This is a genomic window from Streptomyces sp. NRRL F-6492, from assembly GCF_001280125.1.
Lineage (GTDB): Bacteria > Actinomycetota > Actinomycetes > Streptomycetales > Streptomycetaceae > Streptomyces.
This window is the reverse complement of sequence record NZ_LGEG01000204.1, coordinates 79,083-105,221: the sequence shown is the minus strand read 5'-3', so window position 1 is coordinate 105,221 and position 26,139 is coordinate 79,083. Positions and strand designations below refer to the sequence as shown.

At 74.8% G+C, this 26,139-nt stretch carries 20 protein-coding genes; 12 read left to right on the top strand and 8 right to left on the bottom strand.

All coding sequences use genetic code 11. From position 1 onward, the window contains the following. Positions 1–43: 43 nt before the first annotated feature. A complete protein-coding gene (locus ADL08_RS15585) occupies positions 44–898 on the bottom strand; it encodes a ScbA/BarX family gamma-butyrolactone biosynthesis protein (protein ID WP_420709665.1) in 855 nt (284 codons plus the stop codon). 214 nt (positions 899–1,112) lie between these two features. Here ADL08_RS15585 and ADL08_RS15580 point away from each other — a divergent pair, with 214 nt between their 5' ends. From ADL08_RS15580 to ADL08_RS15570, 3 genes are all read left to right on the top strand, one after another. Next, on the top strand, positions 1,113–1,805 hold the full coding sequence (locus ADL08_RS15580; protein WP_078968475.1) for a ScbR family autoregulator-binding transcription factor: 693 nt from the start codon (positions 1,113–1,115) through the stop codon (positions 1,803–1,805). 314 nt (positions 1,806–2,119) lie between these two features. Further along, positions 2,120–3,262: a transposase gene (locus ADL08_RS15575; RefSeq protein ID WP_053643215.1), complete on the top strand. Its 1,143-nt coding sequence runs from the start codon at positions 2,120–2,122 to the stop codon at positions 3,260–3,262. Between the two features lie 114 nt (positions 3,263–3,376). After that, positions 3,377–4,204 (top strand): AfsR/SARP family transcriptional regulator, encoded by an 828-nt coding sequence (locus tag ADL08_RS15570; protein WP_053643214.1) that lies wholly within the window; start codon positions 3,377–3,379, stop codon positions 4,202–4,204. 54 nt (positions 4,205–4,258) lie between these two features. Here ADL08_RS15570 and ADL08_RS15565 read toward each other — a convergent pair whose 3' ends face one another. Then, a complete protein-coding gene (locus ADL08_RS15565) occupies positions 4,259–5,209 on the bottom strand; it encodes an aldo/keto reductase (RefSeq protein WP_234352150.1) in 951 nt (316 codons plus the stop codon). Between the two features lie 341 nt (positions 5,210–5,550). On the opposite strand from ADL08_RS15565, the gene ADL08_RS15560 reads away from it, so the two are divergent. Beyond that, a complete protein-coding gene (locus tag ADL08_RS15560; RefSeq protein ID WP_053643212.1) occupies positions 5,551–7,509 on the top strand; it encodes a potassium channel family protein in 1,959 nt (652 codons plus the stop codon). 10 nt (positions 7,510–7,519) lie between these two features. Here the strand turns inward: ADL08_RS15560 and ADL08_RS15555 are convergent, their stop codons facing one another. Further along, positions 7,520–8,566: a PucR family transcriptional regulator gene (locus ADL08_RS15555; protein ID WP_053643264.1), complete on the bottom strand. Its 1,047-nt coding sequence runs from the start codon at positions 8,564–8,566 to the stop codon at positions 7,520–7,522. A gap of 627 nt (positions 8,567–9,193) precedes the next feature. Between ADL08_RS15555 and ADL08_RS15550 the strand changes: the two genes are divergently transcribed. Both ADL08_RS15550 and ADL08_RS15545 read left to right on the top strand, forming a co-directional pair. After that, on the top strand, positions 9,194–11,239 hold the full coding sequence (locus ADL08_RS15550) for a hypothetical protein (protein WP_053643210.1): 2,046 nt from the start codon (positions 9,194–9,196) through the stop codon (positions 11,237–11,239). Between the two features lie 99 nt (positions 11,240–11,338). After that, positions 11,339–16,147 carry a DNA repair ATPase gene (locus ADL08_RS15545; RefSeq protein ID WP_053643208.1) on the top strand — a complete coding sequence of 1,603 codons (4,809 nt, stop codon included), beginning with the start codon at positions 11,339–11,341 and terminating at the stop codon, positions 16,145–16,147. 43 nt (positions 16,148–16,190) lie between these two features. On the opposite strand, the gene ADL08_RS15540 is transcribed toward ADL08_RS15545, so the two are convergent. Beyond that, the gene (locus ADL08_RS15540) at positions 16,191–16,940 is read right to left on the bottom strand and encodes a GntR family transcriptional regulator (protein WP_053643262.1); all 750 of its coding nucleotides are present in this window, start codon (positions 16,938–16,940) and stop codon (positions 16,191–16,193) included. 295 nt (positions 16,941–17,235) lie between these two features. On the opposite strand from ADL08_RS15540, the gene ADL08_RS15535 reads away from it, so the two are divergent. Genes ADL08_RS15535 through ADL08_RS15515 form a run of 5 tightly spaced genes read left to right on the top strand, consistent with a single transcriptional unit; the run spans position 17,236 to position 22,005 of the window. After that, a complete protein-coding gene (locus ADL08_RS15535) occupies positions 17,236–18,354 on the top strand; it encodes an ABC transporter substrate-binding protein (protein WP_199837017.1) in 1,119 nt (372 codons plus the stop codon). Continuing rightward, positions 18,354–19,289: an ABC transporter permease gene (locus ADL08_RS15530; protein ID WP_053643204.1), complete on the top strand. Its 936-nt coding sequence runs from the start codon at positions 18,354–18,356 to the stop codon at positions 19,287–19,289. Before ADL08_RS15535 ends, ADL08_RS15530 begins: the two co-directional genes overlap by 1 nt. Further along, the gene (locus ADL08_RS15525; RefSeq protein WP_053643202.1) at positions 19,277–20,224 is read left to right on the top strand and encodes an ABC transporter permease; all 948 of its coding nucleotides are present in this window, start codon (positions 19,277–19,279) and stop codon (positions 20,222–20,224) included. Before ADL08_RS15530 ends, ADL08_RS15525 begins: the two co-directional genes overlap by 13 nt. Before the next feature lie 6 nt (positions 20,225–20,230). Continuing rightward, positions 20,231–21,316: an ABC transporter ATP-binding protein gene (locus tag ADL08_RS15520; RefSeq protein ID WP_053643199.1), complete on the top strand. Its 1,086-nt coding sequence runs from the start codon at positions 20,231–20,233 to the stop codon at positions 21,314–21,316. Further along, entirely contained in the window at positions 21,313–22,005 is a 693-nt protein-coding gene (locus tag ADL08_RS15515; protein WP_267889569.1) for an HAD family hydrolase, read from the top strand. Before ADL08_RS15520 ends, ADL08_RS15515 begins: the two co-directional genes overlap by 4 nt. Here ADL08_RS15515 and ADL08_RS15510 read toward each other — a convergent pair. The 4 genes from ADL08_RS15510 to ADL08_RS15495 all read right to left on the bottom strand — a co-directional run bounded on the left by ADL08_RS15510 (position 21,980) and on the right by ADL08_RS15495 (position 25,080). Next, positions 21,980–23,227: a mannosyltransferase family protein gene (locus ADL08_RS15510; RefSeq protein WP_078968474.1), complete on the bottom strand. Its 1,248-nt coding sequence runs from the start codon at positions 23,225–23,227 to the stop codon at positions 21,980–21,982. The two genes, ADL08_RS15515 and ADL08_RS15510, sit on opposite strands and share 26 nt — an antisense overlap. A 197-nt stretch (positions 23,228–23,424) precedes the next feature. Continuing rightward, on the bottom strand, positions 23,425–23,892 hold the full coding sequence (locus tag ADL08_RS15505) for a hypothetical protein (protein ID WP_053643197.1): 468 nt from the start codon (positions 23,890–23,892) through the stop codon (positions 23,425–23,427). Then, positions 23,889–24,383 carry a SigE family RNA polymerase sigma factor gene (locus ADL08_RS15500; RefSeq protein WP_053643194.1) on the bottom strand — a complete coding sequence of 165 codons (495 nt, stop codon included), beginning with the start codon at positions 24,381–24,383 and terminating at the stop codon, positions 23,889–23,891. The genes ADL08_RS15505 and ADL08_RS15500 overlap by 4 nt, the downstream gene beginning before the upstream one ends. Positions 24,384–24,543: 160 nt before the next feature. Further along, positions 24,544–25,080, bottom strand: coding sequence for a carboxymuconolactone decarboxylase family protein (locus ADL08_RS15495; protein ID WP_078967932.1), 537 nt, complete (start codon positions 25,078–25,080; stop codon positions 24,544–24,546). Positions 25,081–25,129: 49 nt separating this feature from the next. Between ADL08_RS15495 and ADL08_RS15490 the strand changes: the two genes are divergently transcribed. Next, positions 25,130–26,062, top strand: a complete 933-nt coding sequence (locus ADL08_RS15490) for a pirin family protein (RefSeq protein WP_053643190.1) — start codon at positions 25,130–25,132, stop codon at positions 26,060–26,062. Positions 26,063–26,139 lie beyond the last annotated feature (77 nt).

Sequence of the window (26,139 nt, the reverse complement as noted above, 5' to 3'; positions counted from 1 at the left end):
CCCTTCCGCCCGCGCGACGCCGTCCGCCCGTACGCCGTCCGTGTCAGTCCGCGGGCCCGCGCAGGACGGCGGAGAAGGCGAGTTCGGCGTCCTGGGTCCCGTCGACCGCGAGGGCGAACCGGCCCGGCTCAGCGGGCAGCGCACGGGCCCGGAGCAGACACGGCCGGTCGAAGTCCACGTACCGGAGGTAGCGCGTCGCGATGTCGTCGGCGCGCAACGCCCGGGCCCCCAGGACCGCGTGGGCCGCCTGGTCGGCCGCCTCGACGAGGGCCAGACCGGGAACGTGGTCGACGGGGTGGTCGAACAGGGTCGTGTTGGTCACGTCGTTGCGCAGGCGCCACCGGTGCGGTTCTCCGGTGGGGGAGAGGAGCACGTCACCGGCGCAGGTCCGTCCCACGCGCGCGGGATCCACGGGCTCGGGAAGCTCCCAGCCCCCCCAGACGGCCGGCATCCGGTCTCCCCTGAGGCGGCGGTAGACCCGGGGAGGGATCCAGCCGAACTCCGATTCGGCGCGGGCGAACGTGACGCCCTCGTGCCGCAGCCGGAAACGCATGCGCAGGGACCGCCGGGCCCGTCCGGCGGTCCCGGAGGGGGAGACCCGGACGTCGACGTCCAGCCGTGCGGCCTCCTTCCCTCCGGACGGCGGGAGGCGGTCCGATAGGGTGAAGTCCAGGAAGCTCAGCACGGTCTGGTGGTCCAGCGGGACGCCGTACTCCGCGTGGGCGACGACGAGGCCGCTCTGCCGGATGGTCTGGGTGAGGACGCGCGGGTCGTACGGCCGCTCCCCGGCGGCGGGCGGCCAGTGGACGCCCAGGGTCAGGGAGTCCTCCCCGACACGGCTCCAGCCGGTCACCAGGACCGATCCGGGACGCGTCAAGTGGGTGTAGCGGCCCAGGATTTCCGGTGAGCCGGCGGTGCTTCCGGCTTCGGATCCGATTTCTTCCGACGGCTGACGGGCAACAGAGACTGCGGGCAAGGCTCCCCCTCGGGATCTGTCCTGTGAGCGCTGTCATGTGTTGTGGCTGTAAAGTACCGGCCCTCCGTTCGGTTTTACGGGGTCGGTCAACGCGAGTCCAAGTGAAGGCAAAGAAAGTGTCAATTGGAGGCGTAGCGTGGCGAGGCAGAAGCGGGCACTCCGCACCCGCAGGATGATCCTCGAGACCGCCGCGGAGATGTTCGACGAGCTCGGTTACGACGCCACGACCGTCGGCTGTCTCATCGAGCGCATCCAACTCACCCGCGGCGGGCTCTACTTCCACTTCACCTCCAAGGAGCAGCTGGCGCGCGCCGTCCTGGACGAGGCGGTGACGACCGAGGGCGCCACGCCGCAGCGGTTCAAGCTGCAGGAATGGGTGGACCTGGGGCTGCTGCTGGCCCACCGCCTGCCCCACGAGCCCCTGCTGAGCGCCTCGATCCGCCTGTCGGTCGACCCCAGGGCCCGCGGTCTCTTCGGGACCAGGTGGCCCGACTGGATCACCCTCGGCACCGAGCTGCTCGTCGAGGCCGCCGAGCGCGGCGAGCTCCTGCCCCACGTCGATCCCGCCGAGACCGCCCGGCTGTTCGTCGGCGCCTGGACGGGCGTCCAGCTGGTCACCGAGGCCCTTCCCGACGCCGACCTCTCCCAGGAGATCTCCGCCCTGTACGCGATGATGCTGCCCAACGTCGCCTCACCCGGCGTCCTGGCGAAGCTGGAGACCTCTCCGTACCGGGCCGAACGACTGCTCGCCGACGCCCGTGCGAACGATCCCGCTCCCCTCTCCCCGTCCGACCGGCCGTCCGACCGGCCGTTCGACCGCTCCGCCTGAGAGGGGCGGCGGCCCCGGCCTCCGGGGCGCGTCCGCTCGCCGCCGTAACCTGCGGCCTGTACTGTTTCCGACCGTCTCGGCTCTCGATCCCGGGGAGCCGGGCCGGTCTGTCGGCATGCGGTCCGTCATCGCCCGGTCCGGTCCACCGTGCGAGCGGACCGGTCCGGACGGGCCGGTCCGACGGGTGTTTCCGCGCGAGAACGTCCCGGCGCGCACGCACCCGCTCACCGAAACAGGACGGTCGTCCGGTTTCGGTCCGTGCCGGCCGGCACTCCGGGAGCCGCATCCGGACCGTCACACACCATGGGGGAACCTTGAACCGGCACGCTCCGCCCGACGTCCGCGCGCAAGACGGCAGTTCCTCCCCTCCCGCCCTGGAGGCGGGGCTGGGCGAGGCGCTGTTCGGCTCGCTCCCCCGCGCCGAGCAGCGGCGGAAGGCGGGGTGGTACGTACGGGGACTGCTCGCGCAGCCGGGCCGCAAGACGCTCCGCAACATCGCCCGGCAGTTCGGCGGGGGCGCCGCGCAGCAGAGCGTGCACCACTTCATCACCGCCTCTCCCTGGGACTGGATGCCCGTGCGCGACGCCCTGGCCGGGCACGTGCACCGCACGCTCGCCCCCGAGGCGTGGGTGATCAGGCCGACGGTGATCCCCAAGGCGGGGCCGCACTCGATAGGCGCCGACCCGCAGGACCGGGGAGTCTACGGACAGCAGGCGGTCGGGATGTGGCTGGCCGGGAGCCGGTACGCGGTGCCGGTCGACTGGCGGCTGAGGCTCTCCGGGCGCTGGCTGGAGGAACCGCTGCGGCAGCGTGCCGGGATACCCCCCGGTGCCTCCTCCGGCACGCTGGAGGAGTTCCTGCGCGAGGCCGTCGCCGACCTGGGCAGGTTCGAGGGCGTGCCCGGCGGCCCGGTCGTCGTGGACGCCGAGGGGATCGACGGTTCCGCGCTCGCCGGCCGGCTCGCCGCCGGGGGCGGACGCTTCCTGGTGCGGATCCACGCGGACACCCATCTGCGGTTGAACCGGGCGAAGTTACCCCGGTTCGGCGACCGGGACCGGACCGCCGGGGAGCTGGCCGCCGCGCTGCCGCGCCTGCGCCGGAGGGTCGACGCGGCCGGCGGGCCGGCGACCGTGGTCGTCGTGCCCGTCGCGCAGCCCCGCACGCGCGGAAGGGAACTCCTGCTGGTGGGGGAGTGGCTCAACGGCCCTGCCGGAAGCGGGCTGTGGCTGACGAACACCGACCCGGCGGAGCTGTCGGCGCTGGTGCGCCTGATGCGGCTGCCGATCGTCGTCGCGCGCGACTTCGCGGACGTCTCCGTCCGGGTCGGGGTCACCGATTTCGCGGGCCGGTCCTTCCCCGGCTGGCACCGGCACATCACCCTCGCCTCCGTCGCCCATCAGGTCGCCGCCGCGCACGCCCGCCGGGTGACGGAAGGTGACCGGACTACCGTCCGGTAACTTGACACTCTCTTTGCCATCGTGCGGCCACGGGCCCCCGTGGTCCTTAGGGTCGGCAAGGACACCGCAGCACACCGATACAGGCGGTCAGATGCCGGAACGGGAGCGTGCACCGTGCAGTTCAACCTCATCGGCCCCTTCGAGATCGTGACCGATGACGGCCGCTCCCACGTGCCGGGTGCGCCGAAGATCTGTCAGATGCTCGCCGTGCTCGCCCTCCGGCCCCGCACGGCCGTGGCGACGGAGACCCTGGTCCGGGAGCTCTGGGGCGAACAGGCCCCGGCGGGGGCGTTCAGGACGCTGCAGACGCACATCTACCACGCGCGCCGGCTGCTCAAGGAGGTGCTGCCGCTCGCCGACGAGCTCCTGGCGACCCGGGCGCCCGGCTACCTCCTCGACATCGGGGAGGACCAGGTCGACGCCCTCGTCTTCGAACGGCGCGTCCGCCAGGCCCGGTCGGCGCTCGCGGACGGGCACGCCGAACGCGCCGCGGAGTTCCTCGCCGACGTCCAGCGGCTGTGGCGCGGCCCCGTGCTCAGCAACCTCTCCGTCAACGCGGTACTGACCGGACGCATCGCCCACCTCCAGGAACTGCGCATCCACGCCCTGGAGCTACGCGTGGAGACCGAGCTGCGCCTCGGCCGCTCCCGTGAGTTCCTCCCGGAACTGCGCGCCCTCGTCAACGACCACCCGCTCCACGAGTGGTTCCACGGCCAGCTCATCTCCGCCCTGCACCGCGCCGGCCGCCGGGGCGAGGCCCTGCAGGCCTACCAGAGCCTGTACCGCATCCTCAGGAGCGAACTGGGCCTGGAGCCCTCGGCGGAACTCCGGCGCCTCCAGCACGAGATCCTCCACACCGAGGCCCCCGAGCCGTGCCGCGCCCCGAACCGGCCCCCCGCCCGGCTCTCCGCGCGCCGGCTGACGAGCGGCGCCCCCCTGTGAGGGACGTCGGCCCCGCCTCCCCGCGCCCGTCCGCGCCGGGAGGCGCCCCGCCGGTCAGGGGAGGGGCGTGCCGCGCGCCGTGATCCAGAGCTCGTACCACTCCTCGTGGGTGAGCCGGGGCTCGGCGGTGGCGGCGTCCCCGCAGGCCCTGATGCGGGTGGGGCTGGTGGTCCCGACGACGGGGACGATGCGGGCCGGGTGGCGCCGGAGCCACCACAGGACGATCGTCTCCGGGGTCGTCCCCTTGGCCTCGGCCAGGCGCGCCACCAGGTCGGCGGTGGCGTGCTCCTCCTTCGTCTCCTGCCGCCCGGTGAAGCGCCCCTGGGCGAGCGGCGCCCACGCCTGGAGGGCGACGCCGTGGGCCAGGCAGTGCTCGACCGTGCCCGCGGGGAAGCCGTTGGCCGCCGAGGCCGGGGTGTTGACGAGGACCCCGTCCTCCAGCCAGTCGCGCCGGGCCAGGCTCATCTCCAGCTGGTTGACCGCCAGCGGCAGCGAGAGGCGGGCCTGGAGGCGGGCGATCTGCGGGGCGTTCATGTTGGAGACGCCGAACCGGCGGACGAGGCCCTGCGCGTGCAGGGAGTGCAGGGCGTCCGCCACGTCCTCGGGGTCCGCGAGCGGGTCGGGACGGTGCAGCAGGAGCGTGTCGAGCACGTCGGTGCGCAGCCGGGTCAGGGTCTCCTCGACCCTCCGCCGGATCGACGCGCCGCGCAGGTCGTACAGGCCCGGCCGGTCGTCGCGGGAGAGCACGATGCCGCACTTCGACTGGATGCTCATGCGCGCGCGCAGCGAGGGGTGGCGGGCCAGGATCTCGCCGAAGACCGCTTCGGCCTTGCCCTGCCCGTAGATGTCGGCGTGGTCGAAGGCGGTGATCCCGCTGTCCAGCGCGGCCTCGACGGCCTTCTCCGCGGCCTCCACGTCGGCGGCCGTGTACGAGGCGGCGTCCCAGGGGCCGCCGAGCCCCATGCAGCCGAGGACCAGCCGGTCCGTTCTCGGGGGTGTGGTCACGGGGAGGGCCTCCTGCGGGGCACGGGGCGGCCCGGCCCGGCGTTCGGCCGGCCGGTACGCCCGACCGGTGGTGGGCCGGTGGTGGATCGGCCGGTCGAATGGTAACCCGGACGGTGTCCCGCGGAACGGGGCCGCGTTCCCGTCCGCGTACGGCCCGTGGAGGACGGCCGGGCCCGTGCCGCGGCCGGGTGTCGGCCGGCGGCAGCCGACGGCGGGAAAGGCTTCCGGGATCCGGCAGTGAACCTCCGCCCCGCCGCGTGGCAGCATGGGGCGGCCGCGCCGGAGCCGTCCGCGAGGCCCCGTCAGGGCCCGGCCGGGATCCTGGAATCCGAGGGGGAACCATGAGCGCAGTGCCCCGGGCGAACGGGCGGCCGCACGGCGACGGGCACATGGTCGTGTGCGGGGACGACGCGCTCGCGCACCGGATCGCCGCCGAACTCGCCGACGTGTACCGGCAGTCCGTCACCCTGGTCGTACCGCCGCCGCTCGGTCTCGAGGGGGCGGCGAGCCGGCCGACGAGCCTCTCCCGGGCCTCGGCGCTGTTCGGCCGGATGAGCGCGGCGGTCGGGCGGCCCGGCGGACCGCCGGAGGACGTCACGGACACCGCGCCGGGCGCGGGGGTGCGGGAGGTGACCGCCGCCGTGCCCGACGAGCAGACCCTGTCGGCGGTCGGTGTGGCGCGGGCCGCGGCCCTCGCCCTCCTCTACGAGGACGACGAGGCCAACATGCGGGCCGCGTTCCTCGCCCGGCGCCTCAACCCGAGGATCCGGCTGGTCCTGAGGATGTACAACCGGAACCTCGGCCGGCGCATGGCGGAGCTGCTCGACCAGGCCACCGACCTCACGCTGCCCGAGGACGTCCGCGGCCGGCACGACACCTCGACGACCGTCCTCTCCGACGCCGACACCACCGCCCCGGCGCTCGCCGCCACCGCCGTCGCCGGAACCCGCAAGATCGTCCAGGCCGACGGCCTGCTGCTGCGCGCCGCCGAGCGGCTGCCCCACAGCCCCGGGGACGTGGCCCCGCCCGGCCTCGCGACCCTCGCCCTGCTGTCCTCCACCACCAGCGACCCCGCCGGCGCCGAGGGCTCCGACCGCAGCGGCCCGCACGCCCCCCACCTGCTCCCCGACGACGCCGCCGTACGGGCCGCCGCCGGCCGCGGCACCATCGTCCTGGAGGCCGTCACCCACGAACCGGCCACGCCCCGCAGGCGCACGAGCCGGGGGGCCTCGTTCAAGGAACTCCTCTCGCGCCGGCTGCGCTGGGCCCTCGCGGGCGTCGTCGCGGCCGTGACCGTCCTGGCCGTCGTCTCCTCGGTCGTCACGGACGACTCCCCGCCGCACGCCGTCTACATCACCCTGCTCGACCTGTTCGCCATCGCCGAGCCCGCCGTCGACGACTCCGCGCCCCGCCAGATCCTCCAGCTCCTCACCGGGTTCGTCGGCCTCGCCCTGCTGCCCCTGCTCGTCGCCGGCGCCCTGGAGGCCTTCGGCGCCTACCGCAGCGCCGCCGCGCTGCGCCGGCCGCCGCGCGGACTCGCCGGCCACGTCGTCCTGCTCGGCCTCGGCAAGATCGGCACCCGCGTCCTGGCCCGGCTCCGCGAGCTCGACATCCCCGTGGTGTGCGTGGAGGACGACCCCGACGCCCGGGGCGTCGCGCTCGCCCGCAGCCTGCGCGTCCCCGTCGTCCTCGGCGACGTCACCCAGGAGGGCGTACTGGAGGCGGCCAAGGTGCGCCGCGCGCACGCGCTCCTCGCCCTCACCAGCGCCGACACCACCAACCTGGAAGCCGCGCTGTACGCGCGCACGCTCGCGCCGGAACTGCTCGTCGCCCTGCGCCTGTACGACGACGACTTCGCCACCGCCGTCTACCGCACCCTGCGCGCCGCCCACCCCGACGCGCTCACCCGCAGCCGCAGCGTGTCCACCCTCGCCGCGCCCGCCTTCGCCACCGCCATGATGGGCCGTCAGATCCTCGGCGCCATCCCCGTCGAACGCCGCGTGCTGCTCTTCGCCGCGCTCGACGTCGCCGGACAGCCGCAGCTGGAGGGGCGGACCGTCCAGGAGGCCTTCCGGCCCGGCGCCTGGCGCGTCCTCGCCCTCGACACCACCGCCCCCCAGGCCCGCCGCCCCGACCTCACCGCCGCCCACGGCCGCGACGACCCGCCCGGCCTCCTGTGGGACCTCCACTCCGGCTACGTCCTGCGTCCCGAGGACCGCGTCGTGATCGCCGCGACCCGCGCCGGCCTCGCCCAGCTCCTCGAACGGTCCCGTACGCCCGCCTCCGGCCGGGGGCCGTGAAGCGCCGCCGTCACAGCTCCTGACCCGGCCAGCCGAGGAACCGGGCGCCGATGGCGGCGGTCTGGAGGGTGTAGCGCTGGCCGGGGTCGCCGGGGTCGGCGCCCGTGAGGCGGCGCACGCGGTCCAGCCGGTACGTCACCGCCCGGACGCTCAGGGAGAGCCGCCGGGCCGTCTCGGCGGCGACGCAGCCGGTGTCGAAGTACGCGGTGAGCGTGTCGATCAGCGGCTGGGCGCCGCCCCGCGCCTCCCGGAGCGGGCCCAGGACGCTGACCACCAGGTCGGCCATGGCCTGGCGGTCACGGGTGAGGACCGGATAGACGAGCAGGTCGGCGGCGCGCAGCACCGGATCGTTCAGATCGAGCCGGACCGCCAGGTCGAGGGCGTTCAGGGCCTCCTCGTACGAGTGGACGACACCGCCGGGCCCCGAGTGGGCGCGCCCGACGGCGACCTGTCCGCCGTCGGTCGCCGCGTACGCCTGCTTCGCGAAGAAGGACAGCACCTCCGGCTGGTCGGCCGGGGCGACGCAGACGAGGCGCCCCTCCTTCGTGGTGATCAGGATGCGCCGCCGGCCGAACCGGGCCGCGAGCGACGCCTCCACGGTCCGGGTGACGGACGCGCCGTCCTCGTACGGCTCCCTGCCCTGCGCCACGGCCACCGCGTGCGCGTGGGCGAGCAGCAGGCCGAAGCGCTCGGCGCGCTGGGCGAGGCGCCCGAGGTCGCTCCGCCCGTACAGCAGGTCGTCGATGAACTCGCGGCGCGACGCCTCCTCCTGGCGCACCGCCAGGATCCCCGCCCGCTCGTGCCCCTCCGCGAAGGCGTCGACGGCCTGCTCGACGACGGCGAGGAGGTGGTCGCCGGCGGCGCGGGGCAGCTCCGCCCGCAGCTCCCCGGCGGCCGAGAGGTGCGCGCGTATCAGGGCGCGCAGCCCGATCCCGGCCTCGGCGGCCCGCTCACCGCGGGCCCGCAGCGTTTCCAGCTCGTCGCGGGTCAGCCGCCGGCCCGTCGCCGAGGCCCCCGCCAGGATCTCCCCGTACCCCTCCAGGTGCTCCCCGGACATCACCCGTTCCACCGTCTTCCTCCCCGCCCCCGTGCGTCAATCGACCCCCCTCGACGCGCCGGCCCGATCGCGGGACGGCGCCGCCCATGGGCGGTCACCGGCATCAAGGATGCGTCAAGATTGCCGGAAACCGGCAACGCGAACAAGTAGATGGCGATGCCACGATGGTTCCACGGAGGGCCCGTCCACCGGCGGGACGCCGTGGAGGGGCGGCGACAGCCACGCGGCGAGGGGGAGGGAAGCACGATGAGCGGGTTCCCGACCGATGCGCGCTTCCCGGCCGGTGCCGGTTTCCCGGTCCGCCCCGGGTTTCCGGCCGACGCAGGTTGCCCGGTCCGCGCAGGTTTCCCGGCCCGTGAACGCTTCCCGGCCGGCTCCCGCTTCCCGGCCGCGCCGGTGTGCCGTGGCCTCGCGCGGCGCACGGCGAAGCTCTTCCCCGACGAACCGTAGCCGTCCCGGGCGGACTCCGGTCCCCGGGCACGGCTCCTCCACGGCCGGCGGCAGCGCCCCCGCACCCGGTGCGGGTCCTCCCGCGCGGGGCGGCTCCACCGCGGCCCCCCACCGGCCCGCCGCGCGGACGCGGCGCCGCCCTGCTCTCCCACCTCCTTCCTCCACACGGGGTCTCCCATGGATGCCATCACCACGGGCATCGGCGTGCTCGTCGCCGTTGTCCTGCTCCTCGCCCTCCTCCTCGTCCTCGTGGTCGGCAGACTGTTCCGCAAGGTGGAGCAGGGCAAGGCGCTGATCGTCTCGAAGACGCGGAAGGTCGACGTCACCTTCACCGGGCAGGTCGTCCTGCCCGTGCTGCACAAGGCCGAGGTCATGGACATCTCGGTCAAGACGATCGAGATCTCCCGGACCGGCCGCGACGGCCTGATCTGCCGGGACAACATCCGCGCCGACATCCGGATCTCCTTCTTCGTCCGCGTCAACAAGACCGCCGAGGACGTCATCAGGGTCGCCCAGGCCATCGGCACCGCCCGCGCCAGCGACAAGGACACCCTCCAGGAGCTGTTCAACGCCAAGTTCTCCGAGGCCCTCAAGACCGTCGGCAAGCAGCTCGACTTCACCGACCTCTACACCAAGCGCGAGGAGCTGCGCTTCCGGATCATCGAGATCATCGGCATCGACCTCAACGGCTACAGCCTGGAGGACGCGGCCATCGACCACCTGGAGCAGACCCCGCTCGGCCAGCTCGACCCCGGCAACATCCTCGACGCCCAGGGCATCCGCAAGATCACGGAGCTGACCGCCGCCGAGAACGTGCGCACCAACGAGTTCCGCCGGCACGAGCAGAAGGAGATCACCCGGCAGAACGTCGACGCCCGCGAGGCCATCCTGGAGCTGGAGCGGCGCCAGGCCGACGCCGAGATCAAGCAGAAGCGCGAGATCGACACCGTACGGGCCCGCGAGGAGGCCGAGACCGCCCGGGTGGTGGAGGAGGAGCGGCTGCGGGCGCAGAGCGCCTTCCTGAGGACCGAGGAGCAGCTCGGCATCCAGCGCGAGAACCAGGCCCGCGAGGTCGCGGTCGCGCAGAAGAACCGCGAGCGGGTCATCGCCGTCGAGAACGAGCGGATCGAGAAGGACCGCCTCCTGGAGGTCATCGCCCGCGACCGGGAGACCGAACTGACCCGCATCTCCGCCGAGAAGGAGGTCGAGGCGGAGCGCCGGGACATCGCCGAGGTGATCCGCGAGCGGGTCGCGGTGGACCGCACGGTCGCCGAGCAGGAGGAGTCGATCAAGCGGCTGCGGGCGGTCGAGGAGGCCGAGCGCAACCGTCAGGCGATCGTGATCGCCGCCGAGGCCGAGGCCCAGGAGCGGCTGGTCAAGGACATCAAGGCCGCGGAGGCCGCCGAGCAGGCCGCCGTGCACCGGGCCGCCGAGGAGCTCACCCTCGCCGAGGCCCGCAACAAGGCCGCCGACATGGACGCCCGCGCCAAGATCCGCCTCGCCGAGGGCGTCCAGGCCGAGGCCGCCGCCGAGGGGCTCGCGGCGCTCCAGGTCCGGGACAAGGAGGCCGGCGTCATCGAGAAGGCCGGCCGCGCGGAGGCGGAGGCCACCGAGGCCCGGCTGCGCGCCGAGGCCGCCGGCGCCCGCGAGAAGGCGCTCGCGGAGGCCGAGGGCGCCCGCGAGAAGGCGCTCGCCGACGCCACCGCGATCGGGGAGAAGCTGAAGGCCGAGGCCGCGGGCCTGACCGAGAAGGCGGCGGCGATGGCCGCCCTCGACGAGGCGTCCCGCACGCACGAGGAGTACCGCCTCCGCCTGGAGGCCGAGAAGGACATCCGGCTCGCCGGCCTCGACGTGCAGCGCCAGGTCGCCGAGGCCCAGGCCACCGTCCTCGCCACCGGCCTGGAGAACGCCGACATCAACATCGTCGGGGGCGACTCCGTCTTCCTCGACCGGCTCGTGCGGTCCGTCTCGCTCGGCAGGTCCGTCGACGGCTTCGTCGAGCACTCGGGGACCGCGCAGGCCCTCGCCGGCCCGTGGCTGAACGGCTCGCAGCCCTTCACCGAGGACCTGACGAACGTGCTCGGCTCGCTCTCCGGCTCCGACGTGCGCGACCTCAGCGTCTCGGCGCTGCTCGCGAAGCTCATGAAGTCCGGCGTGCTCGACGGCCACCTGCCGTCCGCGCCGGTCGGGGCCGCCGCGCCGAACGGCGCGGCCGAGGACTGACCGCCCACGGGGGTGGCGGTCAGCACGGGTCCGGTGCCGGCGAACGGGGGAGTGGCCGGCACCGGACCCGCAGTCACTACGGTACGAGGGAGCACAGGGATGAGCACCGGAATCGACCAGGACACGTACGCGGTGCTGCGCGACCGCCTCACCGCGCAGGCCGGCGAACTGGCCCGGCGCGCCGAGGCGCTCAACGCCGCCCGCACCGCCGCCTTCGGCTCCGGCGGACTCGCCCTCAACGGCACCGACCGGGTCCGCACCGAACGCGCCGGGACGCTCCTCGACGTCGTCGCCGTCGGGGACGGCGTCCTGCTGTTCGGCGGCCGCGCGGTCGCCACGGGCGGTGAGGGGCCGGCGGTCGCCGACGTCCTCGCCCTGCACGACCGGGACCTGAACCCGCTGCCCGGGGACGCGGTCCCCGGCCTCCTGGACGACCCCGGCTTCGTCCGCGAGTTCGCCGCGCTGCACCGCTACTTCCGGGGCGCCCGGCTGCTCCGGCTGCGGCGCGTGGAGGACCGGCTCCTCGCCGTCTTCCGGACCGGGGAGAAGGCCGACGACCTGCGGGTGCTGCGCTGGGCCCTCGAACCGTCCGGCGGGGCGCGGTTCCTCGACGCCCGGGGCGAGCGCGACCACACCCTCCCGCCCGCGCACGACCTCGACTGGACGGAGAGCACCCGGGACGACCACGTCTCCGGCCGGCACCCCCACGTCTCGCTCGGCGGGCGCCTGTACGTCTCCACGACCGGCGGGACGCTCACCGTCAAGACGGAGAACGACCCCGGGACCGCCGACGGCATCTACTCGGAGCCGGTCGACGAGCCGCTGCAGTCCCTCGCCGACGCCGAGGTCGCCCATGCCGTCGTCGGCGCCCTGACCCTGATCCGCGTCCGCCCGTACAAGGAGGGGGTCGTCCGCCACCTCGTCTTCAACGCGCTGACCGGGAGCGTCGTCCGGCTGGACGGCATCGGGCAGGCCTGTCTGCGGCTGCCCGACGACGAGGGCGTCGTCTTCCCCGGCGGCTACTGCCTCTCCTCCGGCGCCGTGAAGACCTTCGACACCGACACCTCCGGCCTCGCCTTCGACCGCGCGGTCCGCTCGCCCGACGGCGAGGACCTCCTCTTCGCCTTCCACGCCGAGGCGGAGGGCCGCGGCCTCCTCCTGCCGTACAACCTGATCCGCAAGGAGATCGCCACCCCGCTCGTCTGCCGGGGGTACGCGCTGCTCGACGACGGGACGATGGTCGTCCTGCGCGGCGAGTCCGGCGAACCCGGCCGGACGCACCCCGTGCAGCTCTGGACGACGCCGTACGCCTCCGACGCGCACCCGGCCCCCGTGCACGACGGCCCGCTGGGCCGCATCGGCAACGCGGACCTCGTCCGGGGCATCTCCGACTGCCTGTCGATCGCCCGGCAGGCCACCGAACCCACCCCCGCCGGCGAGGTGTACGAGGCGCTCGTCGCCGCCTGCGAGCGGGCCGGCGACGTCCACCACTGGCTGGGGGACCCGGCGGCCGGGGACCTGCGCACCCCGCTGACCGGACTCCGGGCCACCGCCGGACAGGTCCTCGACGAGTTCGCCACCGTCACCACCCTCACCCGGCAGGCCGCCGACGCCCTCGCCGGGGCGACCGAGCGGATCGCCCGGCTCGTCCGGCGCGTCCGCGGCGAGGCGCCCGCCACGGCGGAGGAGTGGATCTCCCGCATCACCGAACTCCGGCGCGCCCAGGGCCACCTGGTGACCCTGAAGGAGACGCGGTACGCCGACACGGACGCCGTCGACGCCCTCGCCGCGGACGTCGAGTCCGACATCGCCGCGGCCGGCCGGCGGGCCGTCGCCTTCCTCCGGGGCGAGGACGCCTTCGCCGGACAGCACGCCGAGGCGGAGCGGCTCGCCGCCGAGGCCGGGGAGACCGCCACCGTCGCCGCGACGGGCCCGGTCGGCGAGCTGATCGACGAGCGGACCACCGGCCTGCGCACCCTCGGCGAGATCGTCGCCGGGCTCGACGTCGGCGACGCCACCGTCCGCACCGCGATCCTGGGCCGCGTCGCGGACGTCCTGGGCGCCCTCAACCGCGCCCGCGCCGTCCTCGCCGCCCGCCGCGCCGAACTCCTCGACCGCGAGGGCCGGGCGGAGTTCGCCGCCGAGTTCGCCCTGCTCGGCCAGGCCGTCACGGGCGCGCTCGCCGCCGCCGACACCCCCGACCACTGCGACGACCAACTCGGCCTCCTGCTGCTCCAGCTGGAGAACCTGGAGTCCCGCTTCGCCGAGCACGACGGCTTCCTCGCCGACATCGCCGGGCGGCGCACCGAGATCCACGACGCCTTCACCGCCCGCGGGCAGTCCCTCCAGGACGCCCGCGCCCGCCGCGCCGAGCGCCTCGCCGGATCGGCCGGCCGCGTCCTGGAGGCGATCGCCCGCCGGACCGCCGCCCTGACCGGCCTGGACGAGGTGCACACGTACTTCGCCTCCGACCCGATGGTCGCCAAGGTCCGGCGCACCGCCGCCGAACTGCGCGAACTCGGCGACCGGGTACGCGCCGAGGAGCTGGAGGGACGGCTCGGCGCCGCCCGCCAGGAGGCCGGGCGCGCGCTGCGCGACCGCACCGAGCTGTTCTCCGACGGCGGCGACACCCTCCGCCTCGGCCGGCACCGGTTCGCCGTCAACCGGCAGGCACCCGAACCGACCCTCGTACCGCACGGGGACACCCTCGCCCTCGCCCTCACCGGGACCGACCACCGCACGCCCGTCACCGACCCGGACTTCGCCGCCACCCGCCCGTTCTGGGACCGGACGCTGCCCTCCGAGTCGCCCGCCGTCTACCGGGCCGAGCACCTGGCCGCCCGGCTGCTCGCCGAGCACGGCGCGGACGGCCTCGTGGGCGCCGACCTGCCCGCGCTCACCCGGTCCGCCGCCGAGGCCGCCTACGACGAGGGCTACGAGCGGGGGGTCCACGACCACGACGCGGCGGCCATCCTGGAGACGCTCCTCGCCCTCCGCGAGGGGGCCGGGCTGCTGCGGTACCCGGCGGCGGCGCGGGCCGCCGCCCAGTTCTTCTGGGCCCGCACCGCCGACGACGCCGCCCGCGACCAGTGGACCCGCCGCGCGGTCTCGCTGACCCGCGCCCGCGACCTCTTCGGCGCCGCGCAGGCCGTCGACGGGCTGCGCGCCGAACTGGCCGGAGAGATCGGCGACCCGACGGCCGCCGAGTACCTGATCGAGGAACTGGCCTGCGCCCCGACCGGCTTCGCCGTCTCGGACACGGCCCGCACCCTGCTGGAGAAGTTCCGCCGCGCCGTGGGCGGTTCCGCGTACGACGACGCCCTCGCCGGACTCACGGACCCCGGCGCGCGGCGCCAGCTCGCCGAGGCCTGGCTCACCTCCTACGCCTCCGCCTCCGGCGAACCGCTCGACGGGGGCGTGCTCGCCGAGGCCGTCGCCGTCGAACTCTGCCCCGGGCTCGAACGGTACGAGGTCGGAGCGCCGACCACCGCGACGGTCACCGGCCTCCTGGGCGCCCACCCCCGCGCACGGAACCGCTCGCTCGACCTGCGCCTTGACGAGTTCCTCGCCAGGACGGGGGAGTTCGCCGCCGTCGACGTGCCCGCCTTCCGCGCCTACCAGGAGCGCAGGGCCGCACTCGTCGCGGCCGAGCGCGCCCGGCTCCGCGTGGACGAGCACCGCCCCCGGGTCATGTCCTCCTTCGTCCGCAACCGGCTCGTCGACGAGGTCTACCTGCCGCTCGTCGGCGACAACCTCGCCAAGCAGCTCGGCGCCGCCGGGGACGCCGGGCGCGGCGACTCCCACGGCCTGCTGCTGCTCCTCTCCCCGCCCGGCTACGGCAAGACCACCCTGATCGAGTACGTCGCCGACCGCCTCGGCCTGCTCCTCGTCAAGGTCGACGGACCGGCCCTCGGACAGCGGACCACCTCCCTCGACCCCGTCGAGGCGCCCGACGCCACCGCCCGCCGGGAGCTGGAGAAGATCGCCTTCGCGCTGGGCGCGGCCAACAACGTCCTGCTGTACGTGGACGACATCCAGCACGCCTCGCCGGAGTTCCTGCAGAGGTTCATCCCGCTCTGCGACGCCACCCGCACCCTGAACGGGCACGACCTGCGGGGCAAGCGCTTCGCCGTCTGCATGGCCGGCAACCCGTACACCGAGTCCGGGCAGTCCTTCCGCGTGCCCGACATGCTCGCCAACCGGGCCGACGTGTGGAACCTCGGCGACGTCCTGACCGGCAAGGAGGACGTCTTCGCGCTCAGCTTCGTGGAGAACGCCCTCACCTCCCACCCCGTCCTCGCCCCGCTCGCCGGACGCGACCGGGCCGACCTGGAGCTCCTCGTCCGGCTCGCGGCCGGCGACCCGACCGCGCGCCGCGACCGGCTCGCCCACCCGTACGCCCCGGCCGAACTGGAGCGCGTCCTCGCCGTCCTCGGGCGACTCCTCACGGCCCGCGAGACGGTCCTCGCCGTCAACGAGGAGTACATCGCCTCCGCCGCCCGCGACGACGCGGCCCGCACCGCGCCGCCGTTCCGGCTCCAGGGCTCGTACCGCACCATGAACAGGATCGCGGCCCGGATCTCGCCCGCCATGAACGACGCCGAGCTGGCCGCCGTGCTCGACGACCACTACACCGCCGAGGCCCAGACCCTCACCACCGAGGCCGAGGCCAACCTCCTCCGCCTCGCCGAACTCCGGGGCACGCTCACCCCGGAGCAGGCCGCGCGCTGGGCCGAGGTGAGGGCCGCGTACGTCCGCGCGCGGGCGCTCGGCGGCTCCGGGGACGACCCCCTCGCCCGCGCGGTCGCCGCCCTCGGGCTCCTCGCCGACCGCGTCGCCGCCGTCGAGTCGGCGATCGACCGCGCGGCGGACCCGAGCAACCCGCTCCGGGCCCCGCGCCGACCGTGATCCGTGGAACCCGCTCCGGGCCCCGCGCCGACCGTGACGGGCGCTACAGGAGGAGCGCGCCCGGGTCCCGGACCAGCGGGGCCGTACCGACGGAATTGCTCACGTTGAAGGTGACGCTCCCCGCCCGGTAGCGGTCCTCGGTCCACTCGATGGGGCGGCCGTCCGGGTTGCTGGTGAGGTGGCGCTGGCGCAGCAGGGGGCTGCCCCGGCGGACGCGGAGCAGCCGGGCGTCGTCGCTGCCGGCGGGCACGGCGTCGATGAGGTGCTCGCCGTAGTGCGCGACGATCCCGGCCTCCCCGGCCATGCTGTCCATGATCGAGGCGCAGTCCACCGGCAGGGCCTCGACCGCGGGGGCGACCCAGGCCGCGTACGCGGTGCGCTCCACCATCACCGGCTCGCCGTCCAGGTACCGCAGCCGCAGCACGTCGAGGACCCCGGCCCCCTCCGGCAGGACCAGCCGCCGCGCCTCCTCGGGGGTGGCGGGGCGCCGCTCGCGGTGCAGGAAGCGGCTCGTCGCCCGGTAGCCCATGGCCCGCGCCCACTGGGCGAAGCTGTGCAGCTCGGCGAAGCTGTGCCGCCGCTCGCGCCGGAGCACGATGCGGCGGGCGCCCTGACGGGAGCCGATCAGTCCCTCCGAGGTGAGGAGGGCGACGGCCTGGCGCACGGTGCCGCGCGAGGCGGACCAGCGGACGGCCAGGTCGCTCTCGGACGGCAGACGGGCGCCCACTGGGTACTCGCCGCTGAGGATCGAGCGGCGGAGTCCCTCCGCGATCTCCACGTAGAGCGCCGGCACGGCCTCCCCCTTCTCGCGCGTGGCTGCGCACACCCGGTCACGGCGTGTGCCGTTCCCCGCCCACCCTAACCCGGGGCGCGGACACGGGGAGGCTTCACGAGAGCATCCCAACTCCACTGCGTTCACCAGGTATTAACCACCACCGGCTCTTCCGGAAGGCGTGGGGGGCCCGTCACGCGCCGTTCACCCGCCGGACAGGACACCCGGGCGAACTGGGGGCGTCTTGTCCAGACAAGTTCCACCCTCGCTCCCGGGAGAACCCGTGCACAGAACCCCCGTCCGCGGTGCCGCCGTCCTGCTCGGCGCCGTCGTCCTCACCACCGTCACCGCCTGCGGCGCCGCCCCCGAGGGCGAGGCCGGAGCGAAGGGCGACGGCGCGAAGGCCGCCACCGCGGCCTCCGCCAAGGACCTCGGCGGCCTGGACGCCCTCACCGCGGCGGCCAGGAAGGAGGGCGCGCTCCACGTCATCGCCCTGCCGCCGGACTGGGCCAACTACGGCGAGCTGATCAAGGCGTTCGAGACGAAGTACGGCATCGAGGTGGAGAGCGAGAACCCGGACGCCTCCAGCGCCGACGAGATCGCCGCCGTCAAGTCCCGCAAGGGCCAGAAGCGCGCCCCCGACGTCCTCGACCTCGGCATCGCCTTCGCCCGCAGCGGCGCCGAGGAGGGCCTCTTCGCCCCGTACAGGGTCGAGGCCTGGGACAAGATCCCGGCGGGCCAGAAGGACGAGGCCGGCCGCTGGTACAACGACTACGGCGGCTACGTCTCCATCGGCTGCGACGCCGAGCGGATCCCGAACTGCCCGACGACCTTCGCCGACCTCCTCAAGCCCGAGTACAAGGGCAAGGTCGCCCTCAACGGCAACCCGACCAAGTCCGGCTCCGCCTTCGGCGGCGTCTACGCGGCCGCCCTCGCCAACAAGGGCTCCTTCGCCGACGTCCAGCCCGGCATCGACTTCTTCGGCGCGCTGAAGAAGAGCGGCAACCTCATCCCCGTCGAGTCCACCCCGGCCACGGTCGAGAAGGGCGAGACGCCCATCAGCATCGACTGGGACTACCTCAACGCCGGCTACGCCGACCAGTTCAGGTCCAAGGGCGTCGACTGGAAGGTCGCCGTCCCCACCGACGGCGTCTACGCCCAGTACTACTCCCAGGCGATCAACAAGGACGCCCCGCACCCGGCGGCCGCCCGCCTGTGGATGGAGTTCCTCTACAGCGCCGAGGGCCAGAACCTCTGGCTCAAGGGCTACGCCCGCCCCGTCCTGCTCCCGGCCATGACCGCCGACGGCACCGCCGACAAGACGCTCGTCGCCAAGCTCCCGAAGGTCGAGGGCACCCCCTCCTTCCCGTCCTCCGCCGAACTCGACAAGGCCAAGGCCACCCTCGCCGAGAAGTGGGACAAGGCCGTCTCCTGATGCCCTCCGCCTCCTCCACCCCCACCACGGGAACCGCCTCCACGACGGAGGCCGCTCCCGCCACGGGAACCGCCGGCGGCCCCCGCCGCCGGCGGCGCGGCCCCCGCCCCTGGCTCGCCGCCCTCCCGCTGATCGCCTTCACCGCCCTCTGCTTCGGACTCCCGCTCGGAGCCCTCCTCTACGGGGCCGTGACCCGCACCGACCCGGCCACCGGAGCCACCGCGCCGACCGGCGAGCACCTGGGCCGCTCCCTCCAGGGCCCCTACCTCGGCTCCCTGATCGGCAGCGTGCAGCTCTCCGCCCTCACCGCGCTCCTCGGCTCCGTCCTCGGCCTCCTCGTCGCCCAGGCCGTCGTCACCTCCCGCTCCCGGGCCCTGCGCGGCGCGGTCCTCACCGCCTCCGGCGTCCTCGCCAACTTCGGCGGCGTCCCGCTCGCGTTCGCGTTCATCGCGACCCTCGGCATCTCCGGCGTCGTCACCCAGCTCGCCGACCTCACCTCCCTCGGCTGGAACCTGTACTCGTTCACCGGCCTCACCGTGGTCTACCTGTACTTCCTGATCCCGCTGATGGTCCTGGTGACCGTCCCCGCCCTCGACGGCCTGCGGCCCCAGTGGCGCGAGGCCGCGCGGAACGCGGGCGCCGGCGGACGGCAGTACTGGCGCCACGTCGGCCTCCCGGTCCTCGCGCCCTCGCTGCTCGGCGGGTTCGTGCTGCTCTTCGGCAGCGCCTTCGCCGCCCACGCGACGGCCGCCGCGCTCGTCGGCGGCTCCGTCCCCCTGGTCACCCTGAAGATCGCCGACGCGCTCTCCGGGAACGTCCTGGTCGGCCAGGAGAACGTCGCCCTCGCCCTCGGCCTCGACATGATCCTCGTCGCCGGACTCGTCATGGCCGTCTACCTCCCCCTCCAGCGCAGGAGCGCCCGATGGCTGCGATGACCCCCACCGCCCCGGACACCGCGCCGGAGGCCGGGGCGAGGGCGGACCGGCCCGCCGCTCCCGTACGGCGCCCCCGCCGCCGTCCCCGCGTGTGGCGCGGACTCGTCCTCGGCCTCGGCGGCGCGTACTTCCTGGTCCCGCTGATCGCCTCGTTCGTGTTCACGGTCCACACCCCCGGCCAGGGCGTCTCCTTCGCCGCCTACACCGAACTCCTGGGCGCCGAGGGCTTCCTGAGCAGCCTGCTGCTCTCCCTCGGCCTCGCCGCCGCAACGATCGCGCTGTCCCTGCTGCTCGCCGTGCCCGCCCTGGTGGCCGTACGGCTCGGCGCGCCCCGGCTGCGCCCGGTGATCGAGGTGCTGTGCACCCTGCCGCTCGTGGTGCCGCCGATCGCCCTGGTCACCGGCGTCGGCACGGTCCTGCGCTGGGGCCCCGACCACCTCTCGCGGACCCCGCTCTACCAGACGTTCCTCGCCGTCCAGAACGAGGACTTCCCCGTCGTCCTGGTCCTCGCGTACACGGTCATGGCCCTGCCGTTCGTGTACCGCTCCCTCGACGCCGGACTGCGCGCCGTCGACGTCCCCACCCTCGTCGAGGCCGCCCGCAACTGCGGGGCGGGCCGGACGTACGTGATGGTCCGCGTGATCCTGCCCAACCTGCGGCCCTCGCTCGCGGGCGCCGCCTTCCTCACCCTGGCCCTGGTCCTCGGCGAGTTCACCGTCGCCTCGCTCCTCGGCTTCCGGCCGTTCGCGGTGTGGATCGTCTCCATCTCCGGCGCCCAGGCCCGCATGTCGGTGGCCGTCTCCCTCCTCAGCCTGCTCGTCACCTGGGTCCTGCTGCTCGTCCTGTCCCGGGCGGGAACGGCGCCGACCGGCGCGCCCGGCACCGCCCGCACTCCCCGTCGCACCTCCCGCCGCACCTCCCCCAAGGAGTCCTGACCCGCCATGACCTCAGCAACAGCGGAACGGACGGGGACCGCCCCCGTCACCGGCGCCCGCGTCGAATTCCGCGGCCTGCGCCGCTCGTTCGGCCCCACCACCGCCCTCGACGGACTCGACCTGACGGTGGAACCGGGCGAACTCCTCGCCCTGCTCGGCCCGTCGGGCTGCGGCAAGACCACCGCCCTGCGCGTCCTCGCCGGCTTCGAACGGCCCGACGCGGGCGAAGTCCTCGTCGACGGCACCGACATCACCCACGTACCGGCCAACCGCCGCGACGCGGGGATGGTCTTCCAGTCGTACAGCCTCTTCCCCCACCTCACCGCCCGCGACAACGTCGCCTTCGGCCTGCGCGTGCGGAAGGCCCGGGCGGCCGAGCGGCACGCCCGCGCCGCCGAACTCCTCGACCTGGTGGGCCTGCCGCAGCACGGCGACCGCTACCCGCACCAGATGTCGGGCGGCCAGCAGCAGCGCGTGGCCCTGGCCCGCGCCCTCGCCCTGCGCCCCCGCGTCCTGCTCCTCGACGAACCGCTCTCCGCGCTCGACGCCAAGGTCCGGCTCAGCCTGCGGGAGGAGATCCGGCGGCTCCAGCTCGACCTCGGCATCACCACGGTCTTCGTCACCCACGACCAGGAGGAGGCGCTGTCCATGGCGGACCGCGTCGCCGTCCTCAACGCCGGACGCCTCGAACAGTGCGCGACCCCGGCCGAGTTGTACCGGCGCCCCGCGACCGCGTTCGTCGCCTCGTTCGTCGGCACCATGAACCGGCTGCCGGGCCGCCTCGCGGGCGCCGGGCTCGTCGAGGTCGCGGGCGCCCGGCTGCCCGTCGACGGCGAGGCCCCGAAGGGCCCCGGGGTCGACGTCCTCGTCCGCCCCGAGAACCTCACCGTGACCGAGGACCCCGACGGCGACGCGACGGTGGTCTCCACCTCCTTCCTCGGCCCGGTCACCCGCGTCCACCTCGACCACGCCGGCACGCCGGTCAAGGCCGACCTGCCGTCGCGGGACGCCGGCGCCCTCGCCCCGGGCGCACGCGTCGCCCTCGGCGTCGTCCGCCACCCGGCCCTGGTCGTGGCGAGGGCGGCGGAGTGACCGAACTCGCCGCCGTCCTCTTCGACATGGACGGCACCCTCGTCGACACCGAGACCCTCTGGTGGGACGCCGCCGAGGAGGTCGCCGCCCGGCTCGGCCACCACCTGACGGCCGCCGACGCCCCCGAGGTCGTCGGCCGCGCCGTCGAGGACACCGCCGCCCACCTCGTACGGACCACGGGCACGCCGGAGGCGGCGGGCGTCGCCTCCGCGCTCACCACCGCGTTCCGGCGGCGCGTCGACGCGGGCGCCCCGCTGCGCCCGGGCGCGGGACGGCTCCTTGCCGAACTGGAGGCCGCGGGCGTGCCGTTCGCCCTGGTCAGCGCCTCCCCCCGGTCGGTGGTCGACTCGGTGACCGGCGGCGCGCTCGCCCACGTCCCGTTCGTCTTCACCCTCTCGGCCGACGACACCGCCCGTACGAAGCCGCACCCCGACCCGTACCGAACGGCCGCCCACCGCTTGGGAGTTCCGGTAACGGCCTGCGTGGCCGTCGAGGACTCGCCGGACGGGACCGCCTCGGCCGACGCGGCGGGCTGCGTCGTCCTGGTCGTCCCCTCCCTGCTCCCGGTGGAGCCGGGGCCGGGGCGGGTCTTCGCGGAGAGCCTGGAGGAGGTCTCCCTCGCCGCCCTGCGCGACCACGTGCGCGGCGGCCCCTCCCCGGCCGTCAGCCCGCCCAGCGTCCCGACATGAACGTGATCGCCAGGACGGTGCTCAGCGGCGCGACCAGACACAGGTAGGCGATCGTCACCCACCGCCGGCGCACGCTCCAGACGGCGAGGCCGACCCACAGCGGCCACCACAGCAGGGTGCTGCGGGCGACGGACATGTACCAGTACGACGTGCCGAGCGCCCACAGCGTCAGCGCGATGTACACGGCCTCCGGCCAGCGGCGCCGCACGACGAGGACGCCGAGCAGCAGCAGGCCGAGGACCATGGCGAGCAGGTCCGCCTGGAACTGGGCCGCGTAGCCGGTGGCCTGGGTGTGGTCGAAGGCCTCGTGCCAGGTCTGCGACCAGGCCTCCCAGGGGGCGCGGAAGTGGCGGTACCAGCCGCGTTCCTGCGCGTGCTTCCACGCCATGGGGTCGCCGGTCCGCCCGTACAGGTACCAGAAGTAGAGGAGCGCGGGCAGCCCGGGGAGGACGAGCCAGGCGGCGGCGCGCTTCCGGCCGGTCCGTTCGTCCCGCCGCGTCGTCAGGAGGAGGACGGCGAGCGCGGCGGCGAGGAAGAGGCCGCTGATGCGGACGGTGGTGGCGCCGGCGGCGAGCACCGAGGCGAGGAGCCACCGCTGCCGCCGGGCCGCGAGCCAGGCCGGCAGGGCGAGGGCGAGGAAGAGGGCCTCGCTGTATCCGGCGGCCAGGAAGACCGCGCAGGGCGACACCAGCAGGAACAGGGCGGCGCGGCGGCCCGCGCCGGAACCGGGCAGGTGCAGCTCGGCGACGCGGGCGAGGGCCACGGCGGCGACGGCCCCGGCGGCGAGGGAGACGAGGAGCCCGGCGGCGGTCCAGTGGGGCACGAGGACGTGCACGGCGCGCAGGACCAGGGGGAGGCCGGGGAAGAACGCCTCCCGGTTGTCCCCCTCGCCCGGCCCGCCGGGGAAGTAGCCGTCCCTGGCTATGTTCAGGAAGTGCCCCCAGTCCCAGCGCTCGAAGGGCGCGAGGACCGGCTCGGGCACCCGGGCGTCACCGGACGCCGGGAACAGCCAGCGGGTGCAGTACGCGGTCGTCCACACGGCCGCCCGCGTCAGCAGGTACAGCCAGAGGACCTCGCGGTCGGCGGGACGGAGACGGGGGAGGAGACGGGGGCGGAGACGGGTCGGCGCGACCCCGGACGGGACTTCCCCGGGCGCCGGGGGCGCGGCGGAGCGCGCCCGTACGGGGGTGTGCCCGGGGGAGGGCGGTGCCGAAATCGCCATGGGTGAGGTCTCTCCGTGAGGACGCGGGTACGCGCGGGCACGCCCGTGGGGAGGTACGGGCGCCGCGGGGGCGCGGGGAAGGGCGGGACGGCCCGGTGGGTGGGTGCGGGGCCGTCCCGGTGGCACGGACGCGGCCGGTCGGTGGACCGGGCTCGTCCGGAAAAGAGCAAAGAAGGGGGAAGGGGGAGGCGGGCGGGTCAGCCCTGCGTCGTGGTCGTCGCCGTCGCCGGCTCCGTCGTCGTGCCCTGCTCCGTCGTCGTCCCCGGGGCGCCGGGCGTCGTGGAGGCCGATCCGTCGGGGCTCGTCGGCGGGTAGGTCCGCAGGCCCTCCGTCGTCGTGCCGCCGGGGTGCGGCGGAGTGGGGTTCTCCGTCTCCCGGGGCGAAGGGCCCGGGAGGTCGGAGGAGCTGGGGCCGGGCAGGGGCGCGGAGGGGCTCGTCGCGGGCAGGGCGGGCCCGGCGGGTCCGGGGGCGAGCGAGACGGCCGTCGCCGTGCCGAGGACGGCCACGATGCCCGCCGTGGCCGTGGCGAGGGCCAGTCGGCGCCGGTGGGCCCGCCTGCCCCGCTCGACGACCTGGCGGACCGGGAGCGTCGTGGCCTCCCGGCTGCCGTGGTCGGCGGCGGCCCGGAAGAGGGCCCTCAGGGAGGGATCGGTGGGGTCGTTCACCGGGATCCGGCCTCCTGCTCGGTGTCCTTGAGCCGGTCGGCGAGGGCGGTGCGCCCCCGGCCGAGGTGGGTCTTGACGGTGCTGGTGGACAGCCCGGTCTCGCCCGCGATCTGCTCGACGGTGAGGTCGCACAGGTAGTGCAGGGTGACGGTGCGCCGCTGCTGGGCCGGCAGGGTGCGCAGGGCGTCGACCAGGACCACGTGCTCCGGCCCCGGCCCGGCCGTGTCGGCCGGGGCCGCCCGCCGGCTCCAGGCGTCGGCCGTACGCCTCCGGAAGCGCCAGCGGCTCACGGCGAGGCGCCAGGCGACCGTGCGGATCCACGCCTCCGGTCCGCTGTCGCCGTCCAGCTGACGCCGCCGGTTCCAGCCCTTGATGAACGCCTCCTGGACAACGTCTTCAGCCTCCTGCAGATCGCCGAGCATGACGTAGAGCTGTCCGGTGAGCCGCCCGACCGACTGGACGTAGAACGCTTCGAACTCTTCGACGGTCAACGGCAACTCCCGGGTCTCTCGCTTCACCGGGCATACGCCTGGCACGGCCTCGACGGTCTACACCGCTTCCGAAGAAAGCACGTGAGCCCGGTCACACCGCCAATCCGCGCGGTCGTCCGCCGACCGTCGACCCTAAGGCCTGCCCGGCGGACCGCACCCCTCAGGCCCCGGGGGAGGCGTCCCGCACGGGGTGCTTGCTCAGGATCGACACCCGGTTGAACGCGTTGATCGTGATCGCCACCCAGATGACGGCGGAGATCTCGTCGTCGGCGAGGGCCCGGCGGGCGTCTGCGTAGGCGCTCTCCTGCGCGAGGGCGTCGGCGGGGCGGGTGGTGGCCTCGGCCAGGGCCAGCGCCGCGCGCTCGCGCGCCGTGAAGAGCCCGGTGTCCCGCCAGGCGGCGAGCACGCCGAGGCGGCGGGTCGTCTCGCCGGCGCGCAGGGCGGCCCGGGTGTGCACGTCGAGGCAGGAGGCGCAGCCGTTGATCTGGGACACCCGGAGGTTGACGAGCTCCACCAGGAGCCGGTCGAGCCCCGCGTCGGCGGCCGTCGTCCGGACCGCCTCGGCCGTCCGGACCAGGGCGTGATAGGCCTGGGGGCTCTGCTTGTCGAGGTGGATCCGCCCGGCCGTGGGGGCTCCTGCCGTGTCGCTCACTGCGCACTCCTTCTCCGGGATTCCCGCGGCTGCGGAAGCTATCATCGTCCATGATTGTTTAAAATGAAACTATAAGCTTGCGGAGGGGTCGAGGATGAGCGGCAAGGCGGAGACGGGGTCCGGGGTCGAGGTGCTGTCCGCGCGGGACGTCCCCCTGGGCGGCCCGAGGGCGATGACCGTACGGCGCACGCTCCCGCAGCGGACCCGGACCCTCATCGGCGCCTGGTGCTTCGCCGACCACTACGGCCCCGACGACGTGGCGCGGTCCGGCGGCATGGACGTGGCCCCGCACCCGCACATCGGCCTGCAGACCGTGAGCTGGCTGTTCAGCGGCGAGATCGAGCACCGCGACAGCCTGGGCAGCCACGCGCTCGTACGGCCCGGTGAACTCAACCTCATGACGGGCGGCCACGGCATCAGCCACTCGGAGGTCTCCACCGCCCGTACCACGCTCCTGCACGGCGTACAGCTGTGGGTCGCCCTCCCCGCGGAGCACCGGGACACCGCCCGCGACTTCCAGCACCACGTCCCGGGGACCCTCCGCCTCGACGGGGCGGACGTCAGGGTCTTCCTCGGCTCCCTGGCCGGCGAGACCTCCCCGGTACGGACCTTCACCCCGCTGCTCGGCGCCGAACTCCTCCTCGACCCGGGGGCGACCGTCACGCTCCCCACGGACCCCGCCTTCGAGCACGGCCTGCTCGTCGACGAAGGAGAGGTCCGCCTGGCCGGAACCCTCCTGCGCCCGGCCGAACTGGGCTACACCGCCCCCGGCTCCGACACCCTCACCCTGACCAACGAGTCGGACGCCCCGGCCCGCACGGTCCTGCTCGGCGGGCCGCCGTTCGAGGAGGAGATCGTCATGTGGTGGAACTTCGTCGGCCGCACGGACGCCGAGATCAGGCGGGCGCGCGAGGACTGGGCGGCCGCCTCCGACCGCTTCGGCGAGGTCGAGGGCTACCCGGGCGACCGCCTCCCGGCCCCGGAACTCCCGACGACCCCGCTGAAGGCCCGGGGCAACAGGCGCTGAACCGCGGCTGCCCCCTCGCGGCCCGGCCCGGCCCGGCGCGACGGCGACGGTCACCGGGCGGGGCGCCGAGGACCCGC